Source organism: Halomonas sp. B23F22_3 (genome assembly GCF_043496965.1).
Lineage (GTDB): Bacteria > Pseudomonadota > Gammaproteobacteria > Pseudomonadales > Halomonadaceae > Halomonas.
Map to the genome: position 1 here is coordinate 186,993 of NZ_JBIEKG010000003.1, position 15,920 is coordinate 202,912.

At 66.5% G+C, this 15,920-nt stretch carries 14 protein-coding genes; 5 read left to right on the plus strand and 9 right to left on the minus strand.

What is annotated here, in order from left to right:
• Positions 1–7: 7 nt before the first annotated feature.
• The 3 genes from recF to dnaA all read right to left on the minus strand — a co-directional run bounded on the left by recF (position 8) and on the right by dnaA (position 3,813).
• The gene (gene recF / locus ACGTNG_RS07305) at positions 8–1,123 is read right to left on the minus strand and encodes a DNA replication/repair protein RecF (protein ID WP_394576358.1); all 1,116 of its coding nucleotides are present in this window, start codon (positions 1,121–1,123) and stop codon (positions 8–10) included.
• Positions 1,124–1,178: 55 nt separating this feature from the next.
• Entirely contained in the window at positions 1,179–2,282 is a 1,104-nt protein-coding gene (gene dnaN / locus ACGTNG_RS07310) for a DNA polymerase III subunit beta (protein ID WP_394576359.1), read from the minus strand.
• 61 nt (positions 2,283–2,343) lie between these two features.
• Positions 2,344–3,813, minus strand: coding sequence for a chromosomal replication initiator protein DnaA (gene dnaA, locus ACGTNG_RS07315; protein WP_394576360.1), 1,470 nt, complete (start codon positions 3,811–3,813; stop codon positions 2,344–2,346).
• 573 nt (positions 3,814–4,386) lie between these two features.
• On the opposite strand from dnaA, the gene rpmH reads away from it, so the two are divergent.
• The 4 genes from rpmH to mnmE all read left to right on the plus strand — a co-directional run bounded on the left by rpmH (position 4,387) and on the right by mnmE (position 8,379).
• A complete protein-coding gene (gene rpmH / locus ACGTNG_RS07320) occupies positions 4,387–4,521 on the plus strand; it encodes a 50S ribosomal protein L34 (RefSeq protein WP_008959105.1) in 135 nt (44 codons plus the stop codon).
• 13 nt (positions 4,522–4,534) lie between these two features.
• Positions 4,535–4,948, plus strand: coding sequence for a ribonuclease P protein component (gene rnpA / locus ACGTNG_RS07325; RefSeq protein ID WP_394576361.1), 414 nt, complete (start codon positions 4,535–4,537; stop codon positions 4,946–4,948).
• 207 nt (positions 4,949–5,155) lie between these two features.
• Complete coding sequence (yidC, locus tag ACGTNG_RS07330; RefSeq protein WP_394576362.1) at positions 5,156–6,847, plus strand: membrane protein insertase YidC; 1,692 nt, start codon at positions 5,156–5,158, stop codon at positions 6,845–6,847.
• A 161-nt stretch (positions 6,848–7,008) separates the two neighbouring features.
• Positions 7,009–8,379 (plus strand): tRNA uridine-5-carboxymethylaminomethyl(34) synthesis GTPase MnmE, encoded by a 1,371-nt coding sequence (mnmE, locus tag ACGTNG_RS07335; RefSeq protein WP_394576363.1) that lies wholly within the window; start codon positions 7,009–7,011, stop codon positions 8,377–8,379.
• A gap of 160 nt (positions 8,380–8,539) precedes the next feature.
• On the opposite strand, the gene ACGTNG_RS07340 is transcribed toward mnmE, so the two are convergent.
• The 4 genes from ACGTNG_RS07340 to rdgB form a co-directional block, all read right to left on the minus strand.
• Positions 8,540–9,388 (minus strand): 23S rRNA (adenine(2030)-N(6))-methyltransferase RlmJ, encoded by an 849-nt coding sequence (locus ACGTNG_RS07340; protein WP_394576364.1) that lies wholly within the window; start codon positions 9,386–9,388, stop codon positions 8,540–8,542.
• A gap of 85 nt (positions 9,389–9,473) precedes the next feature.
• Complete coding sequence (locus ACGTNG_RS07345) at positions 9,474–10,154, minus strand: YiaD family glycine zipper/OmpA-like lipoprotein (RefSeq protein ID WP_394576365.1); 681 nt, start codon at positions 10,152–10,154, stop codon at positions 9,474–9,476.
• Between the two features lie 37 nt (positions 10,155–10,191).
• A complete protein-coding gene (gene hemW / locus ACGTNG_RS07350) occupies positions 10,192–11,385 on the minus strand; it encodes a radical SAM family heme chaperone HemW (RefSeq protein ID WP_394576366.1) in 1,194 nt (397 codons plus the stop codon).
• Positions 11,382–11,993, minus strand: a complete 612-nt coding sequence (gene rdgB / locus ACGTNG_RS07355; protein ID WP_394576367.1) for an RdgB/HAM1 family non-canonical purine NTP pyrophosphatase — start codon at positions 11,991–11,993, stop codon at positions 11,382–11,384. Before rdgB ends, hemW begins: the two co-directional genes overlap by 4 nt.
• A 405-nt stretch (positions 11,994–12,398) precedes the next feature.
• Between rdgB and ACGTNG_RS07360 the strand changes: the two genes are divergently transcribed.
• Positions 12,399–13,097, plus strand: coding sequence for a LuxR C-terminal-related transcriptional regulator (locus tag ACGTNG_RS07360; protein ID WP_394576368.1), 699 nt, complete (start codon positions 12,399–12,401; stop codon positions 13,095–13,097).
• An 87-nt stretch (positions 13,098–13,184) separates the two neighbouring features.
• Here ACGTNG_RS07360 and ACGTNG_RS07365 read toward each other — a convergent pair whose 3' ends face one another.
• Together ACGTNG_RS07365 and hemL are read right to left on the minus strand one after the other, a co-directional pair.
• Complete coding sequence (locus ACGTNG_RS07365) at positions 13,185–14,432, minus strand: P-loop nucleotide/nucleoside kinase family protein (protein ID WP_394576369.1); 1,248 nt, start codon at positions 14,430–14,432, stop codon at positions 13,185–13,187.
• Positions 14,433–14,459: 27 nt separating this feature from the next.
• A complete protein-coding gene (gene hemL / locus ACGTNG_RS07370) occupies positions 14,460–15,749 on the minus strand; it encodes a glutamate-1-semialdehyde 2,1-aminomutase (protein ID WP_394576370.1) in 1,290 nt (429 codons plus the stop codon).
• Positions 15,750–15,920: the final 171 nt, after the last annotated feature.

The following is a 15,920-nucleotide window of genomic DNA, read 5'->3' on the forward strand; positions in this document are numbered from 1 at the left end:
TACTCCGTCATGAAGTCTGTCTGTCCATTGGCAGCAGCTGCCCCTGGCCTGATTCGGAATGTTCCACGTGGAACATCGTCAACTGGGTGTCCGCCTGCCACAGGCCCGCCAGGGCATCGGGGTCGACGCTGGTGATGAATACCTGGCACTGCATGCGCTCCAGCCACTGGCAGAAGACGCGCCGGTGGTTGCTGTCCAACTCGGCAGGCAGGTCATCGATCAGGTAGAGGCAGGTCTGCCCGGTCAGCTGCTCGAGCAGACGCCCCTGAGCCAGCTTCAGGGCGCTCACCACCAGCTTCTGCTGGCCGCGTGAGAGCACCTCCACCGCCGGCCGCTTGCCGAGCCGTATGCCCAGCTCGGCGCGCTGAGGCCCCTGCTGGGTGAAACCCATCTGATGGTCGGTATGTCGCGCCTGACGAAGGATGTCGCTCAGCTCACGCTTGCGGTCCCAGCCCCGCGCGTAGCGCACGGCCAGGCCGGGCAGCGTGATCAGCTCCCGCAGGGTGTCCTCGAACACCGGCAGGAACCTCTCGATCCATTCACGGCGCATGCCGTCCAGCAGCCCGCTCCAGTGCACCAGTTCCTGTTCCCAGGCATCCAGTGAAGCATCCGACATTCTACCATGCCTGAGAAGGGCATTCCGATGTTTCAGCGCGCGCCGGAAGCGTCGCCAGGCGTCGAGAAACTCGTGTTTCACGTGAAACACCCCCCAGTCCAGGAACTCGCGGCGACCGGCAGGCGGACCTTCCAGCAGGCGAAAGGCGTCGGGGTTGATCAGCTGCAGCGGGAGGGTCTCCACCAGCCGCGAGACCCGGTCGAGACGCTCGCCACAGAGGCGCATCTCGAGCTCCGTGGCGTCACGGTGGCGGCGTATGCCGATGGTCACGGCCGGGTCGCCGGCCAGGCGCGCGTGCAGCGTCATGGCGTCGGACTCGTGGGCGATGGCGTGGCGCAGCTGGCGTGCCCGGAAGGAGCGCCCCATGCCGAGGACATGGATGCCCTCCAGCAGGCTGGTCTTGCCGCTGCCGTTGGCTCCGGTGATGAGGTTGATGCGTGGCCCGGGCGTGACGTCGAGGGCCTGCAGGTTGCGCAGGCCCTGGAAGGTAAGGCGATCGAGAGGCATTGGCGAGGTTCGACAGCGTAGGCGGCACCCGCGTCAGGCGCCGCCAGACGGCGTCTCAGAGGCGCATGGGCATGACGACGTACATGGCATCGCCGCCACCGGGCTCTTCCATCAGCGCGCTGCTGTTGGGATCGGCCAGGGTCATCTGCACGCGATCCTCGTCCAGCACGCTGAGCACGTCGACGAGATAGCCGACGTTGAAGCCGATCTCCATGGCCGGCCCGCTGTACTCGATGGCCACGTTCTCCTCGGCCTCCTCCTGCTCGGGGTTGTTGGCCATGACCCGCAGGTTGCCCTCCTCGAGATGCAGACGCACACCGCGGTACTTCTCGTTGGAGAGGATGGCGGTACGCGACAGCACCTGGCGCAGCTCGGCACGATCGGCGATGAAGACCTTGTCGCCGCCGCGCGGCACGACCCGCTCATAGTCGGGGAACTTGCCGTCCACCAGCTTGGAGGTAAAGGTGAAGTCGCCGGTGTGGGCGCGCACGTGGGTGGCGCCGAGGGTCAGGCTGACCGGCTCCTCACCGTCGTCGAGCAGGCGCACCAGCTCCATGATGCCCTTGCGCGGCACGATCAGCTTCTGGGACGGCTCCACCTGGATGTCGGCGGAGCGCGAGCAGACGGCCAGGCGGTGGCCGTCGGTCGCCACGGTCCGTACCAGGTTGGGGCCCATCTCGAGCAGCATGCCGTTGAGGTAGTAGCGCACGTCCTGCTGGGCCATGGCGAAGGAAGTGGCGTCGATCAGGTGCTTGAGCGTGCCCCGCGGCAGGCTCAGCTCCACGGTGCCCTGGTCGTCCTCGATGTTCGGAAACTCGGCCACCGGCAGGGTCGAGAGCGTAAAACGCGAGCGACCGCTGCGCAGCACGGCCCGGCCCTCTTCGAGGGTCAGCTGGATCTCCGACTGATCCGGCAGCGACTTGCAGATATCCATCAGCTTGCGGGCCGGCACGGTGGCGGACCCCGGCTCCTCCACGTGGCTGGCCACGGTGCGCCCGATCAGCTCGACCTCGAGGTCGGTGCCGGTCAGCGACACCTGATCCTGGTCGACCTGAATCAGCACGTTGGAGAGTACCGGCAGGGTCTGACGCCGCTCCACCACGCCGGCAACCAGCGTCAGCGGGCGCAGCAGCGCTTCTCGGGAGATGGAAAATTTCATGTCGACTCCACTACTTGTCCTGGAGGGATTGAGGCCGGCGTCCCGACCGCTGGTGTTCCGTTCAGCTGGTCAACAGCCTCAGCAGATTCTTGTAGTCCTCGCGGATGTCCGCGCTCTCCTCCTGCAGCGATTTCACCTTGCGGCAGGCGTGCAGCACCGTGGTGTGATCGCGGCCGCCGAAGGCGTCGCCGATCTCGGGCAGGCTATGGTTGGTCAGCTCCTTGGCCAGCGCCATGGCCACCTGGCGGGGGCGAGCCACCGAGCGCGAGCGCCGCTTGGAGAGCAGGTCGGAGAGCTTGATCTTGTAATACTCGGCCACGGTACGCTGGATGTTATCCACCCCGACCTGCTTGTCCTGCAGTGCCAGCAGGTCCTTGAGCGACTCGCGGATGAAGTCCTGGGTGATCGTCTTGCCCATGAAGTGGGAGTCGGCGATCACCTTCTTCAGCGCGCCCTCCAGCTCGCGGACGTTGGAGCGGATCTTCTGGGCGATGAAGAAAGCGGCGTCGTGAGGCAGGTCGACCTTGGCCTGATCGGCCTTCTTCATCAGGATGGCCACGCGCGTTTCCAGCTCCGGCGGCTCGATGGCCACCGTCAGCCCCCAGCCGAAGCGAGACTTCAGTCGTTCCTCTACCCCACTGATTTCCTTGGGATATCGGTCGGATGTGAGGATCATCTGCTGGCCGCCCTCGAGCAGCGCATTGAAGGTGTGGAAGAACTCCTCCTGGGAGCGCTCCTTGCCAGCAAAGAACTGGATATCATCGATCAGCAGGGCATCGACGCTGCGGTAGAAACGCTTGAAGTCGTTGATCGCGTTGAGCTGCAGCGCCTTCACCATGTCGGCGACGAAGCGCTCCGAATGCAGGTAGACGACACGGGCGTTCTCGCGCCGGGTCGCCAGGGCATTGCCGACGGCATGCATCAAGTGGGTCTTACCCAGGCCGACCCCGCCGTAGAGGAACAGCGGATTGTACGCCCCGCCGGGGTTCTCGGAGACCTGCCGGGAGGCAGCGCGTGCCAGCTGGTTGGACTTGCCCTCGACGAAGGTCTCGAAGGTGAAGTTGGGATTGAGGCCGCTGTTGTGCTTGAGGCTCCCCTCTACCTGCACCTGGCGCTCACCGCCACGGCGCTGGCCGGCCCCCTCCTCGCGCAGCTGATCGATCTCGCGCTCATCGCCCACGTCCCCGCGGGGAGGGACCTGGACGGCGGGCGCCGCCGGCGCCCGGGGAGCGGCCGAGACCGGATTGCCCAGCTCGCGAGGCTGCGGGTTCGGCGCCGCGCTGCGCCGGCTGCCCACGGTCAAGACCACCTTGGGCGGCTTGGCGGGCGAGAGCTCGCGCATCAGCTCGCTGATCCGCTTGGCATACTTGTCGCTGACCCAGTCGCGCACGAAGCGATTCGGCGCCAGCAGGCGCAACTGGTTGGACTCCCCTTCCTCCGCCTGCAGCGGACGGATCCAGGTATTGAACTGCTGAGAATTCAGTTCATCCTGCAGGGTATCCAGACATTGTTGCCAGAGAGCCAGTGACACGCGACCTCACCTTTGCGTAGAAAACGACCGCCTATTGTATCGTTCGGGCCACGGGTTATCCACATGACCGGCCCAACGCTTCGCCCTGTGGAAAACCCGGGCCGCCGGGTAGGCCGCCTCTCGCCCGGACGCTGGAAACAGGCCATGGCGACAGCCCTTTCCGGCACCGCCGGCCATCGGGCCGCGCCCGAGAGGACGGCATCGCGATGGAACGCGTCACCTTCCCCACCTCATCCCCACTTTCTCCACAGCAGGCATAACGCCTCAAAACGCTGATAAAACTGAAATAAACAGACTTATTCACAATACCCGTCCCCAGGAGTGACCACAGGGGCTGGCGCGTGACGGCCTGCCGAGCGGGCCAGATGGTGGTGGATGGCGGTCGAGCGACCACGCGGAAAGCCGCGCCAGCAGGGGGCTCGAGGTGGCGCAAAACGCAGGTAAGAATTGCACCGCAGGGCTGGAATCACTACAATTTCCGGTCTTGAGTCGAATACCCCCGGATCCGCCTGCGGCATCCGGATCTCTACGAGTGATCCAGTCATTCAGAAAACCACGTGGGAATAACGAGTTATGAAACGTACTTTTCAACCCAGCGTCCTCAAGCGCAAGCGCGCTCACGGCTTCCGTGCTCGCATGGCCACCAAGAACGGTCGTGCCGTGCTGGCTCGCCGTCGCGCCAAGGGCCGCAAGCGCCTGAGCGCCTGATCGCGGCCCTCGCGTGTCACGTCAGGGCTATCCCCGGCAGCTGAGACTGCTGACTGCCGGGGACTATCGTCGTGTCTTCGAAACGGCGGCTTTCAAGGTCCATGGCAGGGGGCTGATGGCTCTGGCCTCGCCCAATGCGCTCGGCCACCCGCGACTCGGCCTGATCTTCAGCAAGAAGAACGTGCGCCGGGCCGTCGATCGCAATCGCCTCAAGCGCATCGTGCGTGACTCCATCCGGCTCCAGCAGCAGCGCCTTCCCGCCGTGGATATCGTGGTACTGGCCAGACGGGGAGTCCACGAGCTGGACAATGCCACCGTGCATCGCCAGCTCCAGGGCATGTGGCGCCGCCTCGAGCGCGAGGCGAGCAAGTCCGCCCGCGAGCCGGACCGACACGGGAAGCGGAGCGAAGACACGCACCGCACATGATGACCGGCCCCCCAAAGCGCCAGCGCATCCCGGAGCCTGCATGAGCATGATCACCCCGCTCTTTGCCGCGCCTCTCCGCGCCGACGCGTCGGATGCCGCCGACCAGCGTGCGTTTCCTAGCCTGCCTCCGGCAGGCTTTCGTGTATCTCGGGTGTGCGACCTGCGTTGCGCCATCGGAATGTTCACTACCCATCGGGCAGACCCCTCATGGACGTAAAACGACTACTCCTGCTGATTCCCCTGGCGGTACTCGCCTACCTGTTGATGGTCCAGTGGAATCAGGACTACGGCCAGGTTCCCCCTGAGCCGCAAGCCCCCGCCATGACCAGCAGCGCCTCGGACGGCACTCGTGCGTCGACCGATGGCGGCGATGATCTCTCGGTACCCACCAGCGCCTCCTCGTCGAGCGACATGTCCAGCGGGATTCCCGGTGAGGCCGAGACGCCGGCAGGCAGCCGCGACCTGGTGGCCGTGGTCACCGACGTGCTGGACGTGCGCATCGATCCCCAGGGCGGCGACATCGTCTATGCGGCGCTGCCCCAGCATCGCTTCAGCCTCGATTCCGAGCGCCCCTACGTGCTGCTCTCCGACAGCGAGACGCGCAGCTACGTGGCGCGCTCGGGGCTGCAGCTCGAGGGGCATGAGGGCCGCATCACCTTCACGCCCGAGGCCACCGAATACCGCCTGGGCGAGAACGACGATCGTCTCGAGGTCGACATGACCGCCGAGGTCAACGGCGTCGAGGTCATCAAGCGCCTCACCTTCGAGCGTGACAGCTACGCGGTCGACGTGAACTACTTCCTGGCCAACAACACCGAGGAGCCGGTCACCGCCCGCTTCATCGGCCAGCTGGTCCGCGACAACAGCAGCGATCCCTCCAGCGGCCCGAAGATGGGCATGCGCTCCTACCTCGGTGCCGCCTACTCCACGCCGGAGGACCGCTACCTCAAGGTCGACTTCGAGGAGATCCAGGAAGGCGCCTTCAACAACCGCGACGTCGAGGGCGGCTGGGTCGCCATCATCCAGCACTACTTCACCTCGGCCTGGGTCCCCGCGCAGAACCAGCAGAACCTCTACTACGCCACCACCGATGCGCGCGACCGCAACGTAGCGGCCTTCGCCGGCCCGACCAGCAACGTGGCCGGCAACGGCGAGGCGACGCTGGGCGCGACCCTCTACATGGGTCCCAAGGTGCAGGATCGCCTCGAGGCCGTGGCGCCCAACCTGGAGCTGACGGTGGACTTCGGCTGGCTGTGGTTCATCGCCAACCCGCTGTTCTGGCTGCTCGACCATATCCATGACCTGATCGGCAACTGGGGCTGGTCCATCGTCCTGCTGACCATGCTGGTGAAGGCGGCACTGTGGCCGCTCTCCGCCAAGGCCTACAAGTCCATGGCCCGCATGCGCAAGCTGGGCCCGGAGATGCAGCGCCTCAAGGAGCAGTTCGGCGACGACCGCCAGAAGATGTCCCAGGAGATGATGAAGTTCTACCAGAAGGAGAAGATCAATCCTCTGGGGGGCTGTCTGCCGATCCTGGTGCAGATGCCGGTGTTCATCGCCCTGTACTGGATGCTGCTGGAATCCGTCGAGCTGCGCCATGCGCCCTTCATGTTCTGGATCCAGGACCTGTCGGTGAAGGATCCGTACTTCATCCTGCCGATCCTGATGGGCGCCTCGATGTTCGTGCAGCAGATGCTCAACCCGACGCCTCCGGACCCCATGCAGGCGAAGATCATGAAGATGCTGCCGATCGTCTTCACCTTCTTCTTCCTGTGGTTCCCGGCGGGCCTGGTCATCTACTGGGTGGTCAACAACTGCATCTCGATCATTCAGCAGTACACCATCACCCGCAAGATCGAGGCCGATCCGAGCATCGGCAAGGGCATGAAGACCAAGTAGCAACGGTCTCGTCCCGCGTCTCCAGACCCCCGCCTCGGCGGGGGTCTGGCGTTTGAGGGGTCTGGCGTTTGAGGGGTCTGGCGTTTGGCCGCCCTGCCCCGGACAATGGCCTCTGTTACGGGCCCCCTCGCTCATTCGCCTTTCGACCACAGGATCCATCCATGGCCGCCAGCCTCTACGATCAGGACACCATCGCCGCCCTGGCCACGCCGCCGGGCCGCGGTGGCGTGGGGATCATCCGCGTCTCAGGGCCCGCCTGCACGACGATCGCCCAGACGATGCTGGGGCACTGCCCCGCCCCGCGCCAGGCCCACTACGGCCCCTTCCGGGGCGCCAGCGAGGTGATCGACGAGGGCATCGCGCTCTACTTCGCCGGCCCCCACTCCTTCACCGGCGAGGACGTGCTGGAACTCCAGGGGCATGGGGGGCCGGTGATCATGGACCTGCTGCTCGAGCGCTGCGTGCAGCTCGGCGCCCGACTGGCCCGGCCCGGCGAATTCTCCGAGCGGGCCTTCCTCAACGACAAGCTGGATCTGGCCCAGGCCGAGGCGATCGCCGACCTGATCGAGGCGAGCTCGCGAGGGGCCGCCGAGAATGCCCTGCGCTCCTTGCAGGGCGAGTTCTCGCACCGCGTCCAGGCGCTGGTCCAGCGGCTGATCGAGCTGCGCATCTACGTGGAGGCGGCCATCGACTTCCCCGAGGAGGAGATCGACTTCCTCGCCGACGGGCACGTGGCCGGCAAGCTCGCCGCCATCCAGACCGACCTGGCCGCGGTGCGGGCCGCCGCCGGCCAGGGCGCGCTGATGCGAGAGGGCATGAGCGTGGTGATCGCAGGACGCCCCAACGCCGGCAAGTCGAGCCTGCTCAATGCGCTGACGGAGCAGGAGACCGCCATCGTCACCGACATCGAGGGCACCACCCGGGACGTGCTGCGCGAGCACATCCACCTGGACGGCATGCCGCTGCACGTGATCGATACCGCGGGCCTGCGCGACACCCCGGACGCCGTCGAGCAGATCGGCGTGGCGCGCGCCTGGGAGGAGATCGAGAAGGCCGACCGGGTCCTGTTGATGGTCGATGCGGCCACCACCGAGGCCGTGGATCCCATGGCCATCTGGCCGGAATTCGTCGAGCGCCTGGCCGATCCCACGCGGTTGACCCTGGTGCGCAACAAGATCGATGCCAGCCACGAGACCCCCGGGCTCGATACCAGCGGCGAGCGGCCAGTGATCCGGCTGTCGGCGAAGAGCGGCGCCGGGATCATTAGCCTCAAGGAGCACCTCAAGGCGGTGATGGGCTTCGCGGCGACCACGGAGGGCCGCTTCTCGGCGCGAAGGCGCCACCTGGACGCCCTGGACCGCGCCGACGCGGCGCTCTCCAACGGCGAGGCGCAGCTGGCCGGTCACGGCGCCGGCGAGCTGCTGGCCGAGGACCTGCGCGATGCTCAGCAGGCGCTGGGCGAGATCACCGGGGAGTTCAGCGCCGATGACCTGCTGGGCGAGATCTTCGGCAGCTTCTGCATCGGCAAGTAACGCCATGGCGTCCAGCCGTCGGCGCTGACACGCCGGCTCACCCAGTGGCTGCTGGACGAGATCTTCGGCAGCTTCTGCATCGGCAAGTAGCGCCATGGCGTCCAAGCGGACGTCGTCGCCATCGACGCCTCTCTAGCGTCTGCATCGGTCAGTTACTTCCCTACTCCTCCACCCACCAGTCGCCGCGATGGCGGCTGGTCTCGCCCAGCAGCGGCAGGATCTCGGCCATCGCGGCCTCCAGGCGCTCCTCGAGGCCCCAGGGCGCATTGATCACCAGCATGCCGCTGCCGACCATGCCGCGCGCGCCCTCCTGCGGCTCGCGCAGCCTCAACTCGCTGCGCCAGATCTTGCGCACCCCGCCGTCGCGCAGCCCCTCCAGCAGGTCGCGATGGCGGCCCGCCGGCAGCAGCGGATACCACACCAGCACCACCGCATGGCGCGCCTTGCGCATGGCCTGACACACCGCCTCGGCCACCTCGGCATACTCTTCCTTGCGCTCGTAGCTGGGGTCGACCAGCACACAGAGACGCGGCGACGGTACCGGCAGCCCCTTCACCAGCCCCTGGAGCCCATCACCGTGGACGCGTTGCACGTTGTCCGGCAGCACCTGGCGGGCCAGGTGGCCATGCTCCCCGGGATGCAGCTCGAAGAGCATCAGCCGGTCCTGCTCACGCAGGCGCGCCGACAGCCACCAGGGCGAGCCGGGGTAGTGATCGAGCCCACCCGCGCGGGACTGCACACGACTCAGGGCGGTGAGCCAGTCGCCGAGCAGCGGATCACTCTTGAGGCGCTCCCGCGCCTGCCAGAGCCGGGCGACCCCCTCACGATACTCCTGCAGCCTCGCCGTCTCCTCGGCCGCCAGGGGATAGAGGCCGCGACCGGCATGAGTATCCATGTACGTAACCGATGATTTCTTACGTAAAAAGTGATCGATGACGGCAAACAGCGTCAGATGCTTGTGAACGTCGGCGAAATTGCCGGCATGGTAGGCATGCTGATAGGAGAGCATGGCAGGGATCCGTGGGTTAGAGACAGAAGGGCCCGCCACTTGAACAGTGGCGGGCCCGAGGGTGCATGGTGCCAGGCGTCGCTGATTACTGCTGGAAGCGTTCCTGGATCGGCGTCAGGGTTATCTCCACCCGGCGGTTCTGGGCGCGCCCCTGCTCGGAATCGTTGCTGGCGACGGGCTGGTTCTCGCCATAGCCGGTCATGTTCAGACGGTTGCGGGTCACCCCGGACTGGGCCAGGTAGTTGCCCACCGCGTTGGCGCGCCGCTCGGAGAGCCGCTGGTTGTAGCCGGCATCACCGGTGCTGTCGGTATGGCCGGCGATGTTGACCCGCGTGTCCGGGTACTGCTGGAGCACCGCGGCCACGTCATTGAGGGCATTGCGCGCATTGGGAGTCAGGTCGCTGGAGTCGAAGCCGAAGGTCACCTCACTCGGCATGTTGAGCACGATATCGTCGCCGCGACGATCGACCCCGATGCCGGTGCCCTGGGTGCTCTGCCGCAGCTGCTCTTCCTGCTTGTCCATGTAGGCGCCGATGCCGCCGCCGGCGGCGGCGCCCACCGCGGCACCGATCAGGGCGCGATCGCGCCGACTGGTACTGCCGTCGCCGCTGAGGGCACCGGCGGCCGCGCCGATGGCCGCGCCGATGGCGGCACCGGTGCCGGTCTGGCTGCGCTGGGTCTGACCGCTATAGGGATCGGTCGTGGTGCAGCCTACCAGCAGCGCCGAAGCGGCCAGGGGGGCCATCCATCGCATTGCTCTTCTCATCGTGTCCTCTCCTCCTTGGGTGATACGTGGTCATCCTTCACTGGCCGACATCGTCCATCATGGCCAGCAGTTCGTTCAAGAATAATAGACCCCGGGGCGAGGCCCCAAGCCTGTCGGCATCTTCCACAAGAAGTCCTTTTTCCCTCGCCGCCGAGAGCCTTTCGAGCAGCACCGAATCGTCGCGGCCCGTGTGGGCCTGCCAGGTCGAGAGCGGCACGCCCTCCACCAGGCGCAGGGCATTCATGGCGAACTCGAGGGGTAACTCCCGCTCGTCGATGAGGCCACGGCCGGCCACGAAGCCACGGGGATCGTTGACGCGGCGCAGGTAGTCCTCGGGCCGCCGGGATTTCCAGCGTCGTTCGATCTGAAGGCCCTCAGGGCCGGGCAGGCTGAGCTTGCCGTGGGCACCGGCGCCGATGCCCAGGTAGTCGCCGAAGCGCCAGTAGTGGAGGTTATGGCGCGACGCCCGGCCCTGCCGCGCATAGGCGGAGATCTCGTAGCGCGCGAAGCCGGCGGCCTCGAGACGCTCGTGCCCGGCGTCCTGGATATCCCACAGCACCTCCTCCTCCGGCAGGGCCGGCGGGTAGGAGTGGAATTCGGTATTGGGCTCCAGGGTCAGCTGGTACCAGGAGAGATGCTCCGGTTCGAGCGCCAGGGCCCGCTCCAGATCCGCCAGCGCCAGCGCCGGCGTCTGGCCCGGGAGTCCGTGCATCAGGTCGAGGTTGAGGTTGTCGAAGCCGGCCCGACGCGCCTCGTCGAAGGCCGCCGCCGCATCGTCGCCGCCATGGATGCGCCCCAGGGCCGACAGCTGGGCATCCTGAAAGCTCTGCACGCCCAGCGACAGGCGATTGATCCCCGCCGCCCGATAGCCGGCGAAACGCCCACGCTCCAGGGTGCCGGGATTGGCCTCCAGGGTGATCTCGATGTGCCGGGCCAGCGGCAGGCGATCCGAGACGGCCTGCAGCAATCGCTCATAGAAGCCGGCCGACATCAGGCTCGGGGTGCCGCCGCCGATGAAGAGGCTGACCAGCTCACGCCCCGCGGCGAGAGGCAGGTCGGCCTCGAGATCGGCGATCAGCGCCTCGAGATAGGCGTCTTCCGGCAGCTCGGCCCCCCGCCCGACGCCGTGGGAATTGAAGTCGCAGTAGGGGCACTTGCGCACGCACCAGGGCACATGCACATAGAGCGACAATGGTGGCAGGCCGGTCGCGATCGGCAGCGACTCCTTCATGAGCGCCTCGGCTCCGGCGCCATGGCGGCCACCAGCGCCTGCAGGGCCCGGCCACGATGGCTGAGGCGGTTCTTCTGATCCGCATCGAGCTCGGCGGCGCTGGCCTGCTGGTCGGGCAGCCAGAACAGCGGATCATAGCCGAAGCCGCCCTCGCCGCGAGGCGCCTGCAGGATCTCGCCCTCCCAGCTCTGCTGCACGATCAGCGGCACGGGATCCTCGGCGTGGCGAAGCAGCACCAGCACGCACCAGTAGCGCGCGCGACGACGCCCCTCCGGCACCTCGGCCAGGGCCTCGAGCAGCCTGGCATTGTTGCGAGCATCGCTTCTGGGTTCACCGGCATAGCGGGCCGAATAGATGCCGGGCGCGCCCGCCAGGGCATCCACCTCCAGGCCGGAATCGTCGGCCAGTGCGGGCAGCCCGCTGAGACGGCTGGCCTCCCGGGCCTTGAGCAGGGCGTTCTCGACGAAGGTCAGGCCGGTCTCCTCGACGTCGGCCACGCCGTAATCGGCTTGGGCGTGCACTTCGATGCCCAGCGGCGCGAGCAGCTGGTGAAACTCGCGCAGCTTGCCCGCGTTGCCGCTGGCCAGGACCAGCTGGGCTGGACTCATGATCGACTCTCCATGACATCAGGGATCCCCCATTCTACGAGCCCGCCTTCCCCCTGGGAAACGCCCGCATCCTGCGTCAAACGAATGACAGGCCAAGTGATGAGTTATCTCACCATTGCAAATGAGAAATCCGTTGAGAAATGACGAGCCAGGGAGTGAATTTCCTCGAAAGGGAGCTCCGGCGGAGGCGCTAACGATGCGAAGAACCGGCCAAAACCCGTTGATTGTCAAGCATTACGCCGCGTGACCGAGCAAGAATGAATAAGAAAAGATAATCACATAACCAAAAGTTAGTAACCAAAAGTTACATTCTGACCAAGACTTACTTCCAGGGTGGCAAAGCTGCCACGTTCGGCTGATTGTGAATCTAAAACGTCATCGCACGTATGTAAGAGGTAAGGGATCATGACGCAGGACCAACGCCTGGTGCTGCTGGTCACCGCCAGCAATCCCCAGTCACAACTCTTCATCGACTACCTGCACCAGCAGCTCGACTGCCAGGTCTCGGTCGTCGCTCCCGCCGCGGAGTGGAAGGGCAGGGAGGCCTCGCCGACCGTGGTCCTGCTCGATGCGGATCATATCGACGAGGCCACCATGCAGCAGTGGCACGTCAAGGCGGCCGAGGCCGACGACATGTCCCTGGCCGCCTTCAACCTGCGCGACGAGGAACATGCCGTCGAGATCCTCTCGGCCATGAACCTGCAGGGGGTGTTCTATCGCAGCGATTCGCTGGAGATGATCTGCAAGGGGCTGACCATACTGCTGGAAGGCAACCTGTGGATGTCTCGCTCACTGATGACCCGGATGATCCAGTTCTTCCGCCGCCAGCAGCTCAATTCGTATCGGCCGGTATGCGGCCTGACGCACCGGGAGCTGGAGATCATCGCCATGCTCGGCACCGGGGCCTCCAACATCGAGATCGCCGATCAGCTCTTCGTCAGCGAGCACACCGTCAAGTCCCACCTCTACAACATCTTTCGCAAGATCAAGGTGCACAATCGCCTGCAGGCGGTGAACTGGGCGCGTCAGAACCTCGGTGCCCCGCCCCCGCTGGTGGGACGACGCCAGCGGGATAACCCACCGGACCCTTCCCCCCACTCCTGAGCCTGTACGATTCGTCCCGAACGACCCGACCACTCACTCCCGTGACCACCGGGTCGGCCCGCCCGGATCGGATCATCTAGCGCCCGTTCAGATCAGCCGCACATGCTCCTGAATGAGTCCCGCCAGGGTCTCGGCGGCATTGTCGGCGGTGGTGTCCAGGCGCAGCAGATGCAGCCGCTCCTCGTCGCCGATCGCTTCGAAGCCGGCCCGCTGAGCCTCCAGGATCGCCAGACTCTCCCGAGCCTCGACGCCCTGACGCCCGGCCCGCTTCTCGATGCGTCGGCGCAGGGTCGCCTCATCGGCCTCGAAGCTGACCAGCAACACCGGCAGGCCACGGGCCTCGGCCTCCTGACGCAGCCGGTCACGCTGCTCGCGTTTCAGGAAGGTGCCATCGACACAGGCCGGGAATCCGGCCTCCAGCAGCATGCCGGCGCATTCGGCCATCCGCTGATAGGTCCGCTCGGTGGCCTCCCGACTGAAGATATCCACAGCCGGTGATGTCGGCGGCACCTGTGGATCGAGGCCGTGGACGCGACGCCGCTCCACGTCGGAGCAGATCCGCACGGCGCCCAGACGCGCCACCAGCGTGCGCGTGAAGCGACTCTTGCCGCTGCCGGAGACGCCGATGCCGATCACCAGCGGCGGAAAGCGGAACTCGGCATAGGCCTCGGCCAGGGTCAGATACCCGTGACACGCCCGCATGGTCTCGGCCAGCAGTGCCGGGCGCTCGGTGTCCTCTCCCGCCGCGCGTCGACGTGCCAGGGCACGCCGTGCACCGGCGAGGGCCTCGACGACGCGAAACACCGAGAGCAGCCGCGCCATGCCGTAGTCCCCGGACAGACGCAGGTAGCGATCCAGCGCCTGGCGAGCCAGGCCGGTCTCGCCCCGGGCATCCAGTCCGACCAGCAGCGCGGCCAGGTCGTTGCCAGGATCGATGACGCCGTCGGCGCCGGGCCCCTGCAGGTCGCGGCCGATGGCATTGGCGAGCAGCACCCGGCCTTCGTCGCAGAGCCGACTGTCGGGATGCTCGACGGCCCAGCTGGTCGACAGCAGTCGATCCCGGCGCTTGAGGAAGACCGGGGCCAGGCGCTGCACGTCCTGATCGAGCCACTGGCGCAGCGAGGCGAGGCGATGGCGATCCTCCTCGCCGATCAGCAGCGGCTCGAGGGCCGCCACCTCACCCTCGATGCGCGCCTGGAAGGCCACCAGGCCGGGATCATCGGGAAGGGACGCCACGCTTGCGCGACCGTGGAAGGCCACCAGTCGATCGATCAGTGCCTCCAGCTGCAGGGCGTCCTCGCACGGCGCCTGGTGTTGCGCATCTCTCTGGCCCATCTGGGTCTCCCGGTCGGTGAGGGGAAATCAGCGGCGCTGCATCGCCGCAAAGGCTCGCTCGGCGGCATCCAGGGTCAGCTGGATGTCTTCCGGGGCATGAGCGCTGGACATGAAGCCGGCCTCGAAGGCCGACGGCGCCAGGTAGACCCCCTCGTCGAGCATCGCGGTGAAGAAGCGACGGAAGGCATCCCCGTCGCAGGCGGTGGCCTGAGCGAAGTTGTCGACCCGGCTCTGGCCGGTGAAGAAGAGCCCGAACATGCCGCCGGCGCGCTGGGTGATCATGTCGATCCCCGCCGCCTCGGCACGCGCCTCGAGGCCATGACAGAGCGTTTCGACCCGCTGGGCCAGGGCATCGTGGAAGCCGGGCACCTGCAGTTTGGTGAGCAGGGTGATGCCCGCCGACATGGCCAGCGGATTGCCCGAGAGGGTGCCGGCCTGATAGACCGGCCCCAGCGGCGAGACGACCTCCATGATCTCGCGACGCCCACCGAAGGCCCCCACCGGCATGCCGCCACCGACGATCTTGCCCAGGCATGTCAGGTCGGGCTTCACGCCGTAGTACGCCTGGGCGCCGCCCATGGCGACCCGGAAGCCGGTCATCACCTCGTCGAAGATCAGCACGCTGCCGTGCTGGTCGCAGACCCGACGCAGGGTCTCCAGGAAGCCCGGCTGGGGCGGGATGCAGTTCATGTTGCCGGCCACCGGCTCGACGATGATGCAGGCCACCTCGCTGCCGATCTCCTCGAAACAGGCCTCGACGGCATCGGGATCGTTGAAGGAGAGCGTCACGGTATGCTCGGCCAGGGAGGCCGGCACCCCCGGGGAGCTGGGCTCGCCGTGGGTCAGGGCCCCGGAGCCCGCCTTGACCAGCAGTGAGTCGGTGTGGCCGTGATAGTTGCCCTCGAACTTGACGATCTTGTCCCGGCCGGTGAAGCCGCGCGCCAGGCGCACCGCCGACATGGTGGCCTCTGTGCCGGAGTTGACCATGCGCACCATCTCGATGGAGGGGATCATCTCGCAGATCAGGTCGGCCATGGTGGTCTCGACGGCCGTGGGGGTGCCGAAGGAGAGCCCGGCATCGAGGCGCTCACGCACCGCGCCCAGCACCTCGGGGTCGGCGTGCCCGGTGATCATCGGCCCCCAGGAACCGACGTAGTCGACATAGCGCTTGCCTTCCACATCGAACAGATAGGCGCCCTTGGCACGCTCCATGAACACCGGGGGACGATCCATGCCCTTGAAGGCGCGCACCGGCGAGTTGACCCCGCCGGGGATGTGCCGGCAGGCCTGTTCGAAGAGCTGTGCGGATGTGGTCATGTCAACCTCTTGCCCTGTTGGGGCCTGCCCGTCGGGCAGGCTGTGGATAGTTCTCTGGATAAAACTGTGACAGGCGGTGAAAAGCCGGTGAATGTCGCCGAACGAAGGGCGACCGGCGGGGCCCGAATTCGTCCCTATTCTCGTCTGCCGGGGGGACGATGACCAGCCCGT